The sequence below is a fragment of the Agrobacterium tumefaciens genome (assembly GCF_005221325.1).
Taxonomy (GTDB): Bacteria; Pseudomonadota; Alphaproteobacteria; order Rhizobiales; family Rhizobiaceae; genus Agrobacterium.
Map to the genome: position 1 here is coordinate 996,163 of NZ_CP039888.1, position 14,619 is coordinate 1,010,781.

Here is a 14,619-nt window from a genome sequence, read left to right on the forward strand (position 1 = left end):
GTGCCGTTATGTCCCGTTACAACCGCTTCAAGGCAAGAAATTATCTTCCCGGCTTTGGCTTAGCCACGCAAAATTTTGCCGATACCCAATTTTATGCGTTCTTCTTGACGTCGGCATAGGCCGCAAGCGCTCTTTCCCGCGCTTTTCCATGGTCAACGATCGGTAGCGGATAGGTCTTGCCAAGTTCGATGCCCGCCCTTTTCAGCACCTCCTTCGGCGCTTCGAACGGCTTGTGGATGTATTTCCGCTCGAGCTCTTCAAGCTCTGGCACGAACCGGCGCACATAATCGCCGTCGCCGTCGAATTTCTCTCCCTGCAATATGGGGTTAAAGATGCGGAAGAATGGCGAGGCATCCGCTCCCGAGCCAGCGACCCATTGCCAGTTGGCGGCGTTGGAGGCCGGGTCCGCATCCACAAGCGTATCGCGGAACCATTTCTCGCCCTTCCGCCAGTCGATCAGCAGATGTTTGATGAGGAAGGAGGCGACGATCATGCGCACCCGGTTGTGCATGATGCCGTGCTGCCACAATTGCCGCATGCCGGCGTCCACTATTGGATATCCCGTCATGCCTCGTGTCCAGGCCTTGAAGGATTTCTCGTCGTCCCGCCACTTAAAGGCGTCGAAACTGTCGTTCCAGTTCTTCTCGTCCAGCTCGGGGAAATGAAACAGAAGGTGGTAGCAGAATTCCCTCCAGGCGATCTCCTTGCGGAAACGGCTGATATCATTGGAGGCGATATGATGGGAAAGCCCTTTCGTCGCGTGCCAGACGGCAGCGGGCGATATCTCACCAGCAGCAAGATGCGGCGAAAGCAGCGAGGTCGCTGGTTTTGCCGGAAAATCCCGACCTTCTTCATAACCTTTCAGGGCGCCATCGATGAAATCATCAAGTTTTTCGCGCGCGCCGTTTTCGCCGGGCGTCCATATGTCACTGAAATCCTTCGCCCAGTCCGGCTTGGTGGGCAGCAATTTCCAGTCGGAGAGTTTTTCGGACTTCGGCCAGACCTCCGGCACCTCCAGGTTCTTGGGCGCATTCACCGGCGCATGTGGCTCCTCGCCACCCTCCAGCGCCCGCCAGAAGGGCGTATAGACGCGGTAAGGCCCGCCCGATTTCGTTTGCAGCCGCGATGGCTCATGCAGCAGCTGGCCAGAGAAGCTTCGCACCGTCAGGCCATCGTCGCGCAGCTTCTGTTTGAGTGCCGTGTCGGTGGCCATGCCGGCCGGATCATGACGGCGGTTCCAGAAAACCGCCTTTGCACCGGTTTCGGATATCAGGTGCCGCAACGTCTGCTCGGCATCACCGCTTAGAAGGACAAGATGGCTTCCGGCTTTTTCAAGCGCGGCGGAGAGGGCGAAAAGTGAATGGTGAAGCCACCATTCCTGCGCGCCGCCGAGCGGGCCGGAGGATTTTTCCCTGATATAGACGGGGATGACAGGCCCGCCATGCTCTACGGCGGCAAGCAAAGCGAGATTGTCCGAGAGGCGCAGGTCCTTGCGGAACCAGACGATGGCAGGGGAGGCTGTTGTCGGCATGTATGGACCCGGTTCACTTCCGCTTGAACGAGTGTTGAACCGCTTTGTTCCGCAAATCGGCTACAATGGGAAGATGGGGCACATGGTTTCTCGGGGGTTATTTTTTCGCTCTTGAAACCGCTGGTGAAGGGAACCAACTGGAGGAGCCGGCGTTTGTCGCGGGTTAATGAAGCATGGAAGTGCAATCAATGTTGCTGAACGATGTTAAGTGGGAAAAGCCCGTTACCATTTCCCTTGAAAACGGTGCCCCCCGGATTTTCAACGGCGTTTACGAAGCCTTCGATTTTCTCCAGCACGAATGGCCTGAGCGCGGAGATAAAGTGCATGAACAGGCATTGCGCCTGTGCCGTGCCTCGCTGATGGGCGACGTGGCGGGTGAAATCGCCCGCACCGCCTTCGTCGCGGCCAGCCGGCAGGCGCATTGCCTGATGGAGGACAAGGCGGAGGCACCGAATACGATCGCATCCTGAGCGTATTTCACGACCGATGCATTTTAAGGCCACCCAGCAAAATCGGGTGGCCTTGTTTTTTGGAGATAGGGTTTTTTGGAGATCAGGAAACGGGTTGTTTCGGACGCAGGATATGGCATCGTGTGCGCCGTAAAGCGGATGAACGAATACAATGACGAACCATTACGGCTATATTGTTTTTCCCACAGCGCTCGGCCATTGCGGCCTCGCATGGGCAGGGCGCGGCATAGCCCGTCTGCAATTGCCCGGCACCGACGCGGGCGAAACCGAAAAGCTTCTCCTCAGACGTCTGCCGTCCTCCACGATTGCGGTGCCGGAAACACGCACGCGTGAGGTGATCGCGATGATCACCCGTTATTTCAGCGGCGAGGCGATCGATTTCACCACCGTGGAACTCGATCTGGTCGGGCAGGAGCACTTCTTCCTCGATGTCTACGCAGTGGCACGGCAGATCGGCTGGGGCCGCACGACGACCTATGGCGGCATCGTGAAAGATCTCGGACTTGGCATGGAGAAAGCCCGCGATGTGGGGCAGGCCATGGCGAAAAATCCGGTGCCGCTTATCATTCCCTGTCACCGCGTTCTGGCCGCCGGCGGCAGGCTGGGTGGCTTTTCCGCACCAGGCGGAACCACTACCAAATTGCGCATGCTGGATCTCGAAAATGCCGGCCGCAACCGTGCCGATGAGGCGCAGGGTAGCCTGTTTTGAAGCAATGACAGATCATCGCGCATGAATAGCCGTCTGATTTTTGCCCATTTCTCGTCAAATTGTCGCTAAATTGTCACAATACACGGGCGCCCTCTAACATAAGGGCGAGACGTTTGAGAGTATCCGCGTTAATTCTATCCGTTGCCTTGTCTTTTACAGTCGTTGCATCGGCGTCGGCCGGCATGCTGAACCAGGCAGAAAAATACACCGGACTGCACGAGTCAAAGAACAATAAGAGCCTCAAGAACATTCTTGGCGCAAATCCGCGCAGCACCCCGTGGTGTGGCCTTTTCCTGCATGCGGTCGCCAGCAAGGCCGGCCGGCAATCTCCCAAATCCTTTGGATTTGCGAAGTCCTGGACATCTTTCGGTTACGCCGTTCCGGTCAACCAAGCCAAACCCGGCGACGTCGTCGTCATTCGAAACGGCCGCGGTTATCATGCAGGTATTCTAAAGAGCATGAGCGGCAAGACGGCGCAAATCCTCGGCGGCAATCAGTCCGGCCGGGTGCAGGTCTCCAATTTCAACCGCAAGGCAATCGTTTCTGTCCGCCGCTAACGACGGGGCAGCAGTATATTTCTGATAAAGGCGGGCTCTGACCCGCCTTATTCATTTCAAGAGGCCTACGGCTGCTCCCTGACGCCAGGTGCTGCCTCGCGTTGGTCGTCGTCCTCAAGGTCCGTGGCGACGATGAAGGCATCCTCGTGCTGCCGGGCCGCCTGCCGGCGGGCACGCAGGCTCATGCTCTCGTCCGGATAGATCTCTCCATCCTTGGCTTTCAGTTCACTGTCTGTCTCGAAGCGCGCCACGTCCTCATCGCGAATGTCGAGCGGTTCGGTTTTCTGTTTTTGCGGGGTGGTCATGGAATTGTCTCCTGCAGGTTTCTGCAGGACAAACGATCCGCGGTCGACGACGGTTCCCTTTCACGCGGAAATGCTCATTCCTTATGGGTCTTTGCGGAACAAACTCTGGCTTTTTCTGTTTTTTCAGTGGCACAATCAAAACCGGTGCAACAGGAAGAGGGAGGCCCGTTATGAGCCATGACCGCGAAGCCGCAATCCGTGAAAAAGCGCGCGCAATATGGGAGAGGGAAGGAAGACCCGACGGGCATCATGAGCGACATTGGGTCGAGGCGGAACGGGAACTATCCGCAGACGCGGAAGTAACAAAGGCTACAGGCGGAAATGGCGTGAAGAAATCCGCTGCCGCGAAGGCTTCGACGGCCAAGGCGCCCGCAAAGAAGGCACCCGCGGCAAAAGCCAAATCTCTGGCGGTAAAATCGCTTGAGAAGGAGCAGAAATCTGCGGGCAAGGACAGGGAAGACGATCTGACCGAGAGCCTTGAGGAGAGCTTTCCGGCAAGCGATCCTCCGGCGCTGACCAACGCCGCGAAGGCGACGAAACGGGCGGTCAAGAAAAGCTGATCCTACGCTTGCGACGAAGTCGCTGAGGAGGGCGAACCAGCGCCATCAACCGGGCTGATCGTTTCCTGCCGACATTGGCCGGACCGCTGGCCGGTCGCATGGACCGGCCAAAGTAGTGTTAGCCGTTAGCGGACAATCACGCCGTACATCTGGCCGTCACCGCGGTCGCGTGGGCGGTAGCGGTAATCACCGCGCCAATCCCGACGATCGCGCCATTCTCTTTGGTGTCGCCAGTTTCGGCGGTCGTAGTCGCGATAGTATCTGTCTCGATCATAAGAACGATAATAGACGCCAGACGAGTAATACCCGCCCGTCCGATATCCACTGTCGTCAACGCATCCGCTGAGGATGCCAACTGATACGAGGCAGATTGCTGCGGTTAGAAGCTTCATGATCTCGTCTCCCAATGAGCGACTTTAACGCGCCCTGATCTGCTCAGTTCCATTGCTGAGAGTGGGACTGCCGTGCTGAACCTCCGCTGAATAAATTATTTCCGCTAACAGCGGAGCACCGCGCCATAACCGTAATGAGAACAACACGACTTGGGAAAGGCTGCGCGTTGCTATCGAGGTTATGTTTCGTCACGAGGCGGCTGGTTTAATGCCAAATCGGCCAGCGGCGACCCGACAAGTACGGCATCACGTCATAAGAGAGACCAGCCAGACACCGCTCAGTGAATTTTTTAGCACTTATTTTGAAACATCTTCTGACTTCGTCCGTTTTCCCGAGCGTAAACGGAATGCAGCCAAATCAATAATGGCACAGTCTCGCGAGTATGGACTATGTAAGCGAATTATTGAGATTGGGCAGTTAGCGGTATGTTACTTTTCTCATTTGCAGAAAAGTGGCTCCCCGGGCCGGATTCGAACCGGCGACCTGTCGATTAACAGTCGAATGCTCTACCGCTGAGCTACCAGGGAACGTACGCCGCTTGGCGCGGTGTGAGCGGGGTAATACAAATGCTTTTCCGATTTGCCAAGCGGTTTTTTCAAAAAAAACGCATTCCTCTTGTTTTATCTCGCCGGAGTCCCGATTTTCCGGGCTTATCGGCGCTGAAAAATTTATCCACAGGCCAGATCAAAAAGGGCAGTAGGGAATGAAACTCGGTATGGACCACAGGACGGGTCGCCTCAACATCGGAAAGTGGAGCCTTGCCATGCCGCGTTCGCGGGTCGGCAGGATTGCCACCGGTTCGGCTCTGGTGGTTGGCGGAACACTTGGGTTTTTGCCCATTCTCGGTTTCTGGATGATTCCGCTCGGTCTCGTCGTACTCTCGCATGATCTGCCGGCGGTGCGCCGCGGGCGGCGTCGGCTGGCTGTATGGTGGGCATCGCGGCAGAACCGCCGCGAGACCCGCGATAGGGGCCGCTGAGGGGCCTAGCCGCCGATGGAGCTGCTGATGCCCTGTCCGGCCCAGAAGGCGGCATAGGCCAGCGCGGTAAAATAAATCGCCGTCAGTCCCATAAACAGATAGCCGCCAAGCACCGTGACGCCATCTCTCTGGATCATGCCTGCTGAAAGAAGCAGGATCGCCACGCCCGGCAATGTGTTGGAAAAGGGAATGAAACCGAGCGGCATCATCAGCAGCACGCCCGCCGTCATCAGCGCCAGCCCGTTTATCCGGTTGGCGACGATGCCCGTCGTCAGGGCTGGAATACGCGGGCGAATATATCCATCGAGCTTGGAGACGATGGCGACGCCTTTCTCCAGCGCGGGAACAAGCTTTGCCGTTTCCATCTGGCGGTCGAGGATTTTTGCCGGCAGCCATGGCAGGCGGTTCAGCGTGATTGCCAGGCTGACAAGGATGATCGCCGCACCGAAGACCGTGCTGACGCCCGGAATGGAAACCGGAATGAGAAAGGGCAGGGACGCGATCGCGCAGATAAGCAACAGGCCCTGTTCGCCGATCGCTTCCATCAACTCGCGCAACGTGATCGTCTGGCCCTGCAGCTTTCCGATCAGCTTTTCGAGCGTGGTGCTGAGCTTTTCAGACGTATCAGTGAATGCGAATTCGTTCGTCATGCGGCTTCCCGGGAGTTGTTTTACCTCCGGGGTTGATAACATTCATCCGGCCTCATGCCTATCGCCGATAGAAACGCAGCCTTCACATTTGGTCGAGTGATCCCGGTGAGATCAGTGCGAAACCCAGCTGCTGTAGGCGCCTGCAAGAAGAACCACCAGCAGAATGACAAGTATGACCGGATTGATCGATGTAACGAAGCTTACATATTCCATTATAACTTCCTCCTCATTCCTCCACCTCTTATTCTACAGCAAAAGGGCGAGTTAATCTACCGCAGGCTGAAATTTCGCATTGCAGCAACCGGCTTCCGAGAGGACGGGAAATGCTCGGCTTTATGATTTTTTGCGATGCAAAAATAAATCTTCCAACATTTGCCATTCTGTTGCGTTGTCTCTAATCCTCGCACGGGAGCCGGTCGCACCGGCCCGCGGCCTGCCGTCGGCAAACCGCATGAAGCACCACCGATATGCCTGCACTCCCTTCGCAACATTTTTCCCTGGGGACACGAAATGCTGAAAAACATCTATGCCTGGACGATGGCGCTCGCCGCGCGCAAAACGGCCGTGTGGTGGCTGGCGATCGTCGCTTTCGTGGAAAGCTCGGTTTTTGTCGTGCCTGCGGATGTGCTTTTCCTGCCCATGGTGCTGGCCAAGCCGAAAAAGGCGATGTTTTATGCGTTCGTGGCAACCGTTGCTTCGGTTCTCGGCGGCATTGCCGGCTGGTTTCTCGGCCATTATGCCTTTGAAAGCATCGCCCGGCCCATTCTCGAATTTTACGGCAAGCTCGACAGTTTTGAGCAGCTGAAGCACTCGGTGAATTACGAAACCATCGTTCTCCTGCTGGTGACCTCGGGGCTCGCGCATCTGCCGCCGATCAAGGTCGTGACGATCCTCTCGGGTGCCGCCAATATCAGCCTCGGCCTGTTCATTCTTTCGGCTGTCATCGCGCGCGGTGCGCGCTTTTTCATCCTCGCCGGGTTGCTGCAGAGATACGGGGAATCGGTGCGCCATTTCATCGAAAAACGTCTCGGCGCCATAACCGCCGCTGCCGCTGCCGCACTCATCGCGGTCTATGCGGTTTACGTTTTCGTGCGTTGACGAAGCGCAAATTTACACTCTTACAATACTGTCGCATATCTTTCAGCTTACTGTCAGAATCTACGGGTATCCGTTCTCTTGTCCAATGAGGGAACCGTTTTATTATGCGAAGATTCTGGAAGTGCTCCTTTTGGGGCATGGGTTTTGCTGTGCTTGCGGCAGGCGGTTACCTCTATGCCATTCAGCTCCTCGGCAATTTTCACGAGGTTGTCGCGGGGCAGTTTTATCGCTCCAATCAGCCCAGCAGTGAAGAGCTGGTTCGTTATGCCGAGGATCACGGAATCAAGACCGTGATCAATCTGCGCGGTGCAAACGAAGCCGAAAGCTGGTATCGCGACGAGCTGGAAACGTCGAGGAAGCTCGGCTTGAACCACATCGATTTCGGCATGTCGGCCAGCCGGGAGCTGAACATGAATCAGGTCAACCAGCTGGTTGCGATCATGCGCGATGCGCCGAAACCCATTCTCATCCATTGCAAGTCAGGCGCGGACAGAACCGGCCTGGCGACGGCGCTCTATCTCAGCCGCGTTGCGCGTCTCGGTGAAGAGGAAGCGGAGGGCCAACTGTCCATTCGTTATGGACATGTCGGCATTCCTTATCTCTCCGCAGCCTACGCCATGGACCGCACCTGGGAAAATGCGGAAAAAATGCCGATCATCGACGACTTCGCCATCGCATCCAACGAATATTGACGGCGGCTTTGGACAATGATCCCCAAGGCGGCGGTCGCGTGATCTCGACTTGGAGCTATCCTGAGGGTGCAGATCATCTGGACGGCATAAGCCTGTGGAACAGGTTTGGCCGAGCGCGTGCTGATACTGAGTGCACTGCCGGTATGCTTGGCCTGTCGCCAGGCGTACATGAGAGACGAAGTTTTTTATATATATTAGGAACTTATGCGATTTTATATTTAAGTTGACTATTTAGATCATCTTTTATAGAGCAGCGTTGTTTCAACGTCTGGATCGCATCATGACCATCAAAAAATTTATTGGCCGCATGGCCGCATCGCTCTTATCCGTTCTCTTTATCGCTCCCTCCGTTACGGCCGCAGAAAAGACCATCACCGACGTCATTGGACGTGAAGTGAAGGTTGATATACCTGCTAAACGCGTTGTTCTCGGGTTTTATTTCGAGGACTACATGGCGGTTGGCGGTGAAAAAGCCTACGATTCCGTCGTCGGCATTTCCCGTGAGGCCTGGGAAGGCTGGGTTCCCGCCAACTGGAAAATGCATCTCGCCCACCGCGCATCGCTTGCCGATATTGCCGATGTCGGCGAAGTCGAAGCCCAGACCTTCTCGGTCGAAAAAGTGCTGAGCCTCAACCCCGATCTGGTGATCCTCGCGGACTGGCAATACAAAGCACTGGGTCTCGATGCCGACCGTCTGGAAGAAGAGGGCATTCCCGTTGTCGTTGTTGATTATAACGCCCAGACGGTCGAACGCCACGTCGCTTCCACCCGGCTTTTCGGCCAACTCACCGGACAGGAACAGCGCGGCAAGGAAATTTCCGAATTTTACGCCGGTTCGCTGAAGGACGTCGCCGACCGCGTGGCGAAATCCGGTAAGCCGAAACCGAAGGTCTATGTCGAATTTGGCAATAAGGGGCCGGCCGAATATTCCTTCACCTACGGCAAGAACATGTGGGGCGCCATGTCCACTGCGGCGGGCGGCGACAATATCGCAGCACCCTTCGTCGAATGGTGGGGGCCGATCAATCCCGAGCAGGTTCTGGCCTCCAGGCCGGACGCCATCTTCGTTTCCGGCCGCGAAAACAACAAGAACCCGGCTGCGCTGCCGATGGGGCAGGCGGTGAAGGCTGCGGATGCCCGCGAAAAGCTCAAGGCCTTCGAAACCCGTCAGGGCTGGGGCGAGTTGCCGGCGATCAAGAACGGTCAGCTGTTCGGCGTTTATCAGGGTGCATCCCGCACGCTCTCCGATTTCGCCATGGTTCAATATATCGCCAAGCAGCTTTATCCCGAGCAGTTCAAGGATGTCGATCCGATCGCCAACTATCTCGGCTATTACAAGAAGTATCTGCCGGTCACGCCTGAAGGCACCTTTGCCATCGCCGTCAAGGATTGATGGCTCCGTTGCCGGCAGCGGAAAAGCACATTTGCTTCCCGCTGAAGGTTGGATTCTGCGGACGCCACCCCACGGCGTCCGCTTTTCAGCATCTTTTTTTCAAACAGGTTTTCCATGACAATTGCCGCCCGTAATGCCGAAGCCATCGGTGCGCACCGGCTGCGTGAACGTCGTCGCTGGCGCGTCGTCTCGATCTTTTTCGTGCTGATGGCGGTAAGCCTCGTTCTCGATATCGCCACAGGCCCCTCGCTGCTATCGCCCGCCGAAGTGGTGAAGTCGCTGACCGGCCTTGGCGAACGGGCGGCGATGACCGATTCCATCGTGCGCGGCCTTCGCCTGCCCATGGCGCTGATGGCACTTGCCGTCGGAGCGGCGCTCGGCGCCGGCGGCGCGCAGATGCAGACCTTGCTCAACAATCCCATGGCAAGCCCCTATACGCTCGGCATGGCGGCTGCGGCAGGCTTCGGTGCCGCGCTGGTGCTTGCGCTCGGCGGTCTCGGGCTGGATGCCATGATTGCCGTTCCGCTCGGCGCCTTCGTCTTTTCCATGCTCGCCGCGCTTTTCCTCTTCATGCTGGCCTCGATGCGGCAGATGACGGCCGAAACCATCATTCTCGGCGGCATTGCACTTCTTTTTCTGTTTCAGTCGCTCTTGTCGCTCATCCAGTTCCTGTCCTCCCCGGAACTATCGCAGCAAATACTCTTTTGGCTGTTCGGTAGCCTGACCAAGGCGACCTGGCCGACACTTGGCCTGACGGCCGCCGTCACCGCCTTGTGCTGCGCCCTGCTGATGGCAGATTGCTGGAAACTGACGGCGCTCAGAATGGGGGAAATGCGGGCGGCCAGCCTCGGCATCAATGTGCGCCGGCTGCGCATGAAGGTTCTCGTCATCGTCGCCATCATGACTGCGACGGCCACCAGTTTCGTTGGCGTCATCGGTTTCATCGGGCTGGTTGCGCCTCACATCGCCCGCATGACGGTAGGCGAGGATCAGCGCTTTTACCTGCCGATGTCGGTGGTAAGCGGCGCACTGATGCTGTCGGTTGCCTCGATCCTCTCAAAATCGATCATTCCCGGCGCTCTGTTCCCGGTTGGCATCGTCACCGCCATTGTCGGTGTGCCGTTTCTCCTGTGGCTGATTTTCGCTCCGAAGAGGCGCGGCCGATGATGGTTCTGGATAATGTTTCCGTTGAACGCGGCGGGCAGACCATTGTGAGAGACCTTACGGCTCGTCTGCAGGCCGGGCACATCCACGCGGTCATCGGCCCGAACGGAACGGGCAAGACAACCCTTCTGAGGGCAATCTTCGGTGACTTGCCGCTCGCCGGCGGCGCGATCAGCCTCGGCGATCGTCGCCTTGACGCCGGGGAAAGGGCAGCAAGGCACGGAAGGGACTGGCGGGATCGCTTCGCCTATATGCCGCAGGATACGGCCGCCGATATTGCGCTCAGCGTGCTGGAGGTGGTGGCGCTCGGTCGCTTCGGCCGGCTTTCGCTTCATATTGACGATGAAACGCTCGACCTTGCCATGACACGCCTGCATCAGGCGGGAATAGCCCATCTGGCGGGCCGGGAGATCGCCTCGCTCAGCGGCGGACAACGACAGATGGCGCTTTTCGCGCAGGTTCTGATGCGTGAGCCGCAGGCGATGCTGCTCGATGAGCCGGTCAGCGCGCTGGACCTTAGACATCAGGTGGCGCTTCTCGATCTGGTGCGGCAGGAAACCCGCACCAATGGCCGAGTGACGCTTGTCGTGCTGCATGATCTCAACCTGGCCTGCCAATATGCCGACAATCTGCTGGTGATTTCGGATGGTGCGCTGAAGGCGACTGGCGCACCGGGCGATATCGTCACGCCGGAGCTTATTTCCGAGACCTATGGCGTTGCCGTGGAAGTATTGCGCGACCGGCGCGGCAATCCCGTCATCCAGCCGGCGGGCGATCCGCCGCTCGAACATTTCAAAATCCTTGAAGGAATAATTGCATGAAACGATTTTTGATGACGCTTGCCACAGCTTTGGCCGTAATTCTGCCCGTCACGCCATCCCTTTCCGCCGAACACAAGGTCCTGATGCTCAATTACGGCAAGGATGGCGGCATGGTGTTCGAGCCTTCCTATGTGAAAGCGGAGCCGGGCGACACCATTGCCTTCGTGCCGCAAAATTCCAGCCACTATGTGCAGTCCTACGCGGTTCCGGAAGGCGCGAACCCCTGGAAAAGCAAGCTCGATGAGGCCTTCACCGTCACCGTCGATAAGGAGGGGGTCTATCTCTACTATTGCCCACCGCATCTGATGATGGCGATGATCGGCGTCATTCAGGTGGGCAAGCCCGTCAATCTCGAAGCCGTCAGACAAAAGGCCGAGAAGCTTCGGCCCAAGCTCGTGATGAAGAGCGAGAGGCTGGAAGTAGCGCTGGGGCAGGTGACATCGGCGCAATAACGCCCCGCCTTTCAAGCCGCGCCAATCCGCACAGAGTTGGCGCACAAGGGCCGATTACTGCGGTAGTTTCCGTTGCACTCCACAATCTGCGCCAAACACGGCTTGTGGAGTGTAAGTCGTCGGTTTAGTCGCGCCCGATATCCGGCGTCCACCCGCGCGTATATCCTTTTCCCATGATGGCGACGGCAAGGGAAAGCTGTTCCTGCAAATGCTCGATTTCGCAGAGAAGGGCCTCGACAGCCGCTTTCGCATCGCCGTCGTGACATTGTATGACGTATCCCGCGATGTCGTCAGGCCTGATGGGGGTAATTTTTTCAGCGTCGGACATATTGGGTGACCTCTCTTTTGTTCACTAAATGTTCTAATTTTAGCAGAGAGTCAACAAGGCAATGCGTGCCGTCCTTCGGCGGTGAGTCACGTTATAATTGAGCTTATATTTTCTGGAATTTAACCGGAGAACGCCTGAACAAAAAAGGGCCGTGGAGCCAACGGTCCCAGCGGGGCTTCGAGCCCAGGAACTTAAGGTTTGGCGTCGCAGAATCCCACGTCAATGAACCGAAGGATCCTCGCCTTCCAGAAAGCTGCGAATTCCGTCTTTCTCGCAGGTGGCCAGGAATTCTTCCCAGGCGTCCTTGTCGGTCGCGAAAGGCTCGTCCCAGGTGGTGACATCGTCGTGCTCGCTGATTACCTCGAGCGTCCAGTCTTGCTGGGTGCCAGCGGGCCGGTAAATATCAACGAGAACCGTGATACCGTCATCCTCAAACTCGCCCGAGAATTCCGAGTGTTCTATTTTTGTTTTTTTTGCCATCTCAGCACACCTAATTATCAGGCTTGGATAAATGCACACCCGAAACGGGTCTTTTCAATTCACGCATAGCGCCGGCGACAGAGAGCTAAAACAAATATAGCCAGCTCTGGGGGAACTGGCTATCTATCTGTTTTTAATGGTCGGAGCGGCGGGATTCGAACCCACGACCCCTTGACCCCCAGTCAAGTGCGCTACCGGGCTGCGCTACGCTCCGAACCTGAAAGCCGTTTATATATAAGCCTGTTAGGGCGCAAGCGGAAAATGGTCTTTTCATAAAAAAAGGAACAAGGGGTGTGGATGGCGGGAGAGGGCCGGAAAGGGGCAATGTGTCCTCTGGAGGAACCGCCGTCAAACGCATGACATATCCTCTTCCCATCATGGCCGGAACAAGCCACCTTGTTTGGCGTTCAATCGCAGCGGAATTGAAACTCAGGGAGACAATCATGTCCGAACTCGTCGTTGTTGGTTTTGACGGAACGGAAGAGGCCGATCGGGTTCTTCTGAAGCTTGCAGGTTTGAGAAAGGAATATCTGGTCGATCTCGAGGATGCCGTGGTCGTCGTCCGCGATGAAAACGGCAAGGTGCATCTGAAGCAGAGCGTCAATCTGACGGCGATCGGTGCAAGCTCCGGTTTCCTCTCCGGCGGTCTATGGGGCGGTCTCGTCGGTCTGCTGTTCCTCAACCCGCTGGCGGGTTTCGCCATTGGCGGGGCGATTGGTGCCGGTACGGGTGCACTTGCAGGTTCGCTTACGGATTTCGGCATCGATGACGATTTCATCAGGTCGCTGGGTGAGACTATCCCCAACGGCTCTTCGGCGCTTTTCGTGCTGATCCGCAAGGTGCAGCCGGAAAAGGTGCTGGCGGAACTGGAAGGCCTGCGCGGGCGTGTCATCAAGACCTCGCTGTCGCCGGAGCAGGAAGCGCAGCTGCAAAAGGCGCTGTCCGGCGGAGGCGAACCGGCTGCCGCGCCAGCTATCTGAACGAGTAAAACAGCAACGCTGCGGCATGGTTCATGTCGCAGCAATGCGTTTGAGGTGCCTGAACCGTTTATCAGACGGTCAGGGTGCCGTTCTTTGCCTGTGGCCAGGTGAGATAATAATAACGGCTGCCGACGCTGCCGAAAAACGCATTGTCGCCGGAGATGGTGTCGACATAAGCGCCGCTGGCGCCCTTGGCATAGATCGAGCCGTCGCGTTTCAGATGTTCCTTCAGAAAGTCGCTCCATCCAGTCGTGGTGATCTCAGTCGAAGGTTTGGAGGCGGTTTCTGTGTCGGATGCCACATCCCAGGCCTTGATCCGTGCACCCTCGGCCGGATCGGAAACCGTCAGCGTGCCGGCCTTCAAGGCTTCCAGCATGGCGTTGGCCTGCGACGCCTTGTCCGGATCCTTGCTCAGCTCCTCCAGCATTCCCTTCAGCCCTTTCATGAAATCGGCCTTGGTGATGTCGCCGGAAGAAGGCTGCGTATCCGTACCCTCGGTCTGCGTATCGTCGCCGGAAGCCTCGCCATATTGCGCCAGAAGCTGTGCCAGCCTGGTATTGGTGGAAGAGGAGCTGTCGATCCCATAGGAGCTGAGGAGAGCCGTCCGCGTCGAGGAGGATTGGTCGGCGGAACTGTCATCCTGCTGCTTGATGGCCTTGAGGGCCAGTCTCGTGGCGGTGAGGCGGGTGGAGAGGTCGATGGAGGAGACCATAGTGCTAACTGTTTCCATGATCGGGCGATACGCATCATTCGTATCGACCGGCTCGGCGGACATCGATCCCGCCTTTCGTCTCCTCTCATAAGAAGACCGGGTGCATCCAGGCCGCATTTTGGCTTGGGATGCACCCGGTCTTAATGGCCGGACTTTGCGCGACGCTTGCGCCTTAATTCTCCTGAACGGATACGCCGTTCGGACCGATGTTCATCTCGATCCCCTTTGGCTTGCTTTCTTCGTGCCAGACATAGATGCCAAGGCCGGCGATGACCACGATGAGGGCGCCGATGATGAGATAGAGATTATTGGTCTGCGTCATAAGATGTCTCCCCGTTTGACAAT

General features: G+C 57.1%; 19 protein-coding genes and 2 tRNA genes. 12 read left to right on the forward strand and 9 right to left on the reverse strand.

The genetic code is table 11. The features are described from left to right. Positions 1-91: 91 nt before the first annotated feature. Entirely contained in the window at positions 92-1,531 is a 1,440-nt protein-coding gene (locus tag CFBP5499_RS05245; RefSeq protein ID WP_080825308.1) for a cryptochrome/photolyase family protein, read from the reverse strand. Between the two features lie 188 nt (positions 1,532-1,719). Between CFBP5499_RS05245 and CFBP5499_RS05250 the strand changes: the two genes are divergently transcribed. The 3 genes from CFBP5499_RS05250 (at position 1,720) to CFBP5499_RS05260 (ending at position 3,267) form a co-directional block, all read left to right on the forward strand. Further along, the gene (locus tag CFBP5499_RS05250) at positions 1,720-2,001 is read left to right on the forward strand and encodes a DUF982 domain-containing protein (RefSeq protein ID WP_173986733.1); all 282 of its coding nucleotides are present in this window, start codon (positions 1,720-1,722) and stop codon (positions 1,999-2,001) included. 151 nt (positions 2,002-2,152) lie between these two features. Continuing rightward, on the forward strand, positions 2,153-2,710 hold the full coding sequence (locus tag CFBP5499_RS05255) for a methylated-DNA--[protein]-cysteine S-methyltransferase (protein WP_080825306.1): 558 nt from the start codon (positions 2,153-2,155) through the stop codon (positions 2,708-2,710). Between the two features lie 113 nt (positions 2,711-2,823). Further along, positions 2,824-3,267 (forward strand): TIGR02594 family protein, encoded by a 444-nt coding sequence (locus CFBP5499_RS05260; protein ID WP_010971481.1) that lies wholly within the window; start codon positions 2,824-2,826, stop codon positions 3,265-3,267. 65 nt (positions 3,268-3,332) lie between these two features. Here CFBP5499_RS05260 and CFBP5499_RS05265 read toward each other — a convergent pair whose 3' ends face one another. Beyond that, entirely contained in the window at positions 3,333-3,572 is a 240-nt protein-coding gene (locus tag CFBP5499_RS05265; protein WP_080825305.1) for a hypothetical protein, read from the reverse strand. Between the two features lie 170 nt (positions 3,573-3,742). Between CFBP5499_RS05265 and CFBP5499_RS05270 the strand changes: the two genes are divergently transcribed. Further along, on the forward strand, positions 3,743-4,132 hold the full coding sequence (locus CFBP5499_RS05270; RefSeq protein WP_080825304.1) for a DUF2934 domain-containing protein: 390 nt from the start codon (positions 3,743-3,745) through the stop codon (positions 4,130-4,132). A gap of 845 nt (positions 4,133-4,977) precedes the next feature. Here the strand turns inward: CFBP5499_RS05270 and CFBP5499_RS05280 are convergent. Next, positions 4,978-5,052: transfer RNA gene (locus CFBP5499_RS05280), tRNA-Asn, on the reverse strand. A gap of 176 nt (positions 5,053-5,228) precedes the next feature. Between CFBP5499_RS05280 and CFBP5499_RS05285 the strand changes: the two genes are divergently transcribed. Next, on the forward strand, positions 5,229-5,504 hold the full coding sequence (locus CFBP5499_RS05285) for a hypothetical protein (protein WP_080825302.1): 276 nt from the start codon (positions 5,229-5,231) through the stop codon (positions 5,502-5,504). A gap of 5 nt (positions 5,505-5,509) precedes the next feature. On the opposite strand, the gene CFBP5499_RS05290 is transcribed toward CFBP5499_RS05285, so the two are convergent. Continuing rightward, entirely contained in the window at positions 5,510-6,154 is a 645-nt protein-coding gene (locus tag CFBP5499_RS05290; RefSeq protein ID WP_080825301.1) for an exopolysaccharide biosynthesis protein, read from the reverse strand. A gap of 510 nt (positions 6,155-6,664) precedes the next feature. Between CFBP5499_RS05290 and CFBP5499_RS05295 the strand changes: the two genes are divergently transcribed. The 6 genes from CFBP5499_RS05295 (at position 6,665) to CFBP5499_RS05320 (ending at position 11,774) form a co-directional block, all read left to right on the forward strand. Further along, positions 6,665-7,252: a YqaA family protein gene (locus tag CFBP5499_RS05295; protein ID WP_080825300.1), complete on the forward strand. Its 588-nt coding sequence runs from the start codon at positions 6,665-6,667 to the stop codon at positions 7,250-7,252. Positions 7,253-7,389: 137 nt separating this feature from the next. Then, positions 7,390-7,944 carry a dual specificity protein phosphatase family protein gene (locus CFBP5499_RS05300; protein WP_175416763.1) on the forward strand — a complete coding sequence of 185 codons (555 nt, stop codon included), beginning with the start codon at positions 7,390-7,392 and terminating at the stop codon, positions 7,942-7,944. A 280-nt stretch (positions 7,945-8,224) separates the two neighbouring features. Continuing rightward, positions 8,225-9,337: an ABC transporter substrate-binding protein gene (locus tag CFBP5499_RS05305; protein WP_080825298.1), complete on the forward strand. Its 1,113-nt coding sequence runs from the start codon at positions 8,225-8,227 to the stop codon at positions 9,335-9,337. A 114-nt stretch (positions 9,338-9,451) separates the two neighbouring features. Then, positions 9,452-10,504 carry a FecCD family ABC transporter permease gene (locus tag CFBP5499_RS05310; protein WP_080827370.1) on the forward strand — a complete coding sequence of 351 codons (1,053 nt, stop codon included), beginning with the start codon at positions 9,452-9,454 and terminating at the stop codon, positions 10,502-10,504. Next, positions 10,501-11,322: an ABC transporter ATP-binding protein gene (locus CFBP5499_RS05315; protein WP_080825297.1), complete on the forward strand. Its 822-nt coding sequence runs from the start codon at positions 10,501-10,503 to the stop codon at positions 11,320-11,322. The genes CFBP5499_RS05310 and CFBP5499_RS05315 overlap by 4 nt, the downstream gene beginning before the upstream one ends. Next, entirely contained in the window at positions 11,319-11,774 is a 456-nt protein-coding gene (locus CFBP5499_RS05320) for a pseudoazurin (RefSeq protein ID WP_080825296.1), read from the forward strand. The genes CFBP5499_RS05315 and CFBP5499_RS05320 overlap by 4 nt, the downstream gene beginning before the upstream one ends. A 124-nt stretch (positions 11,775-11,898) precedes the next feature. On the opposite strand, the gene CFBP5499_RS29910 is transcribed toward CFBP5499_RS05320, so the two are convergent. The 3 genes from CFBP5499_RS29910 to CFBP5499_RS05335 form a co-directional block, all read right to left on the reverse strand. Next, positions 11,899-12,102 carry a hypothetical protein gene (locus CFBP5499_RS29910; RefSeq protein WP_173986742.1) on the reverse strand — a complete coding sequence of 68 codons (204 nt, stop codon included), beginning with the start codon at positions 12,100-12,102 and terminating at the stop codon, positions 11,899-11,901. A gap of 219 nt (positions 12,103-12,321) precedes the next feature. Beyond that, positions 12,322-12,582, reverse strand: coding sequence for a hypothetical protein (locus tag CFBP5499_RS29915; RefSeq protein WP_175416628.1), 261 nt, complete (start codon positions 12,580-12,582; stop codon positions 12,322-12,324). A gap of 137 nt (positions 12,583-12,719) precedes the next feature. After that, a tRNA-Pro gene (locus CFBP5499_RS05335) sits at positions 12,720-12,796 on the reverse strand. Between the two features lie 229 nt (positions 12,797-13,025). Here CFBP5499_RS05335 and CFBP5499_RS05340 point away from each other — a divergent pair. Next, on the forward strand, positions 13,026-13,562 hold the full coding sequence (locus tag CFBP5499_RS05340; RefSeq protein WP_080827369.1) for a DUF1269 domain-containing protein: 537 nt from the start codon (positions 13,026-13,028) through the stop codon (positions 13,560-13,562). Between the two features lie 70 nt (positions 13,563-13,632). On the opposite strand, the gene CFBP5499_RS05345 is transcribed toward CFBP5499_RS05340, so the two are convergent. Both CFBP5499_RS05345 and CFBP5499_RS05350 read right to left on the reverse strand, forming a co-directional pair. Further along, entirely contained in the window at positions 13,633-14,274 is a 642-nt protein-coding gene (locus tag CFBP5499_RS05345) for a hypothetical protein (protein ID WP_080827368.1), read from the reverse strand. A 172-nt stretch (positions 14,275-14,446) separates the two neighbouring features. Beyond that, on the reverse strand, positions 14,447-14,596 hold the full coding sequence (locus CFBP5499_RS05350; RefSeq protein WP_003521552.1) for a hypothetical protein: 150 nt from the start codon (positions 14,594-14,596) through the stop codon (positions 14,447-14,449). Between the last annotated feature and the right edge of the window lie 23 nt (positions 14,597-14,619).

Bases quoted from the DNA above. Each gene is read 5' to 3' on its own strand.
- CFBP5499_RS05245 (WP_080825308.1), bottom strand. From the start codon at position 1,531: ATGCCGACAACAGCCTCCCCTGCCATCGTCTGGTTCCGCAAGGACCTG.
- CFBP5499_RS05250 (WP_173986733.1), top strand. From the start codon at position 1,720: ATGTTGCTGAACGATGTTAAGTGGGAAAAGCCCGTTACCATTTCCCTT.
- CFBP5499_RS05255 (WP_080825306.1), top strand. From the start codon at position 2,153: ATGACGAACCATTACGGCTATATTGTTTTTCCCACAGCGCTCGGCCAT.
- CFBP5499_RS05265 (WP_080825305.1), bottom strand. From the start codon at position 3,572: ATGACCACCCCGCAAAAACAGAAAACCGAACCGCTCGACATTCGCGAT.
- CFBP5499_RS05270 (WP_080825304.1), top strand. From the start codon at position 3,743: ATGAGCCATGACCGCGAAGCCGCAATCCGTGAAAAAGCGCGCGCAATA.
- CFBP5499_RS05285 (WP_080825302.1), top strand. From the start codon at position 5,229: ATGAAACTCGGTATGGACCACAGGACGGGTCGCCTCAACATCGGAAAG.
- CFBP5499_RS05290 (WP_080825301.1), bottom strand. From the start codon at position 6,154: ATGACGAACGAATTCGCATTCACTGATACGTCTGAAAAGCTCAGCACC.
- CFBP5499_RS05295 (WP_080825300.1), top strand. From the start codon at position 6,665: ATGCTGAAAAACATCTATGCCTGGACGATGGCGCTCGCCGCGCGCAAA.
- CFBP5499_RS05300 (WP_175416763.1), top strand. From the start codon at position 7,390: ATGGGTTTTGCTGTGCTTGCGGCAGGCGGTTACCTCTATGCCATTCAG.
- CFBP5499_RS05305 (WP_080825298.1), top strand. From the start codon at position 8,225: ATGACCATCAAAAAATTTATTGGCCGCATGGCCGCATCGCTCTTATCC.
- CFBP5499_RS05310 (WP_080827370.1), top strand. From the start codon at position 9,452: ATGACAATTGCCGCCCGTAATGCCGAAGCCATCGGTGCGCACCGGCTG.
- CFBP5499_RS05315 (WP_080825297.1), top strand. From the start codon at position 10,501: ATGATGGTTCTGGATAATGTTTCCGTTGAACGCGGCGGGCAGACCATT.
- CFBP5499_RS05320 (WP_080825296.1), top strand. From the start codon at position 11,319: ATGAAACGATTTTTGATGACGCTTGCCACAGCTTTGGCCGTAATTCTG.
- CFBP5499_RS29910 (WP_173986742.1), bottom strand. From the start codon at position 12,102: ATGTCCGACGCTGAAAAAATTACCCCCATCAGGCCTGACGACATCGCG.
- CFBP5499_RS29915 (WP_175416628.1), bottom strand. From the start codon at position 12,582: ATGGCAAAAAAAACAAAAATAGAACACTCGGAATTCTCGGGCGAGTTT.
- CFBP5499_RS05340 (WP_080827369.1), top strand. From the start codon at position 13,026: ATGTCCGAACTCGTCGTTGTTGGTTTTGACGGAACGGAAGAGGCCGAT.
- CFBP5499_RS05345 (WP_080827368.1), bottom strand. From the start codon at position 14,274: ATGGTCTCCTCCATCGACCTCTCCACCCGCCTCACCGCCACGAGACTG.
- CFBP5499_RS05350 (WP_003521552.1), bottom strand. From the start codon at position 14,596: ATGACGCAGACCAATAATCTCTATCTCATCATCGGCGCCCTCATCGTG.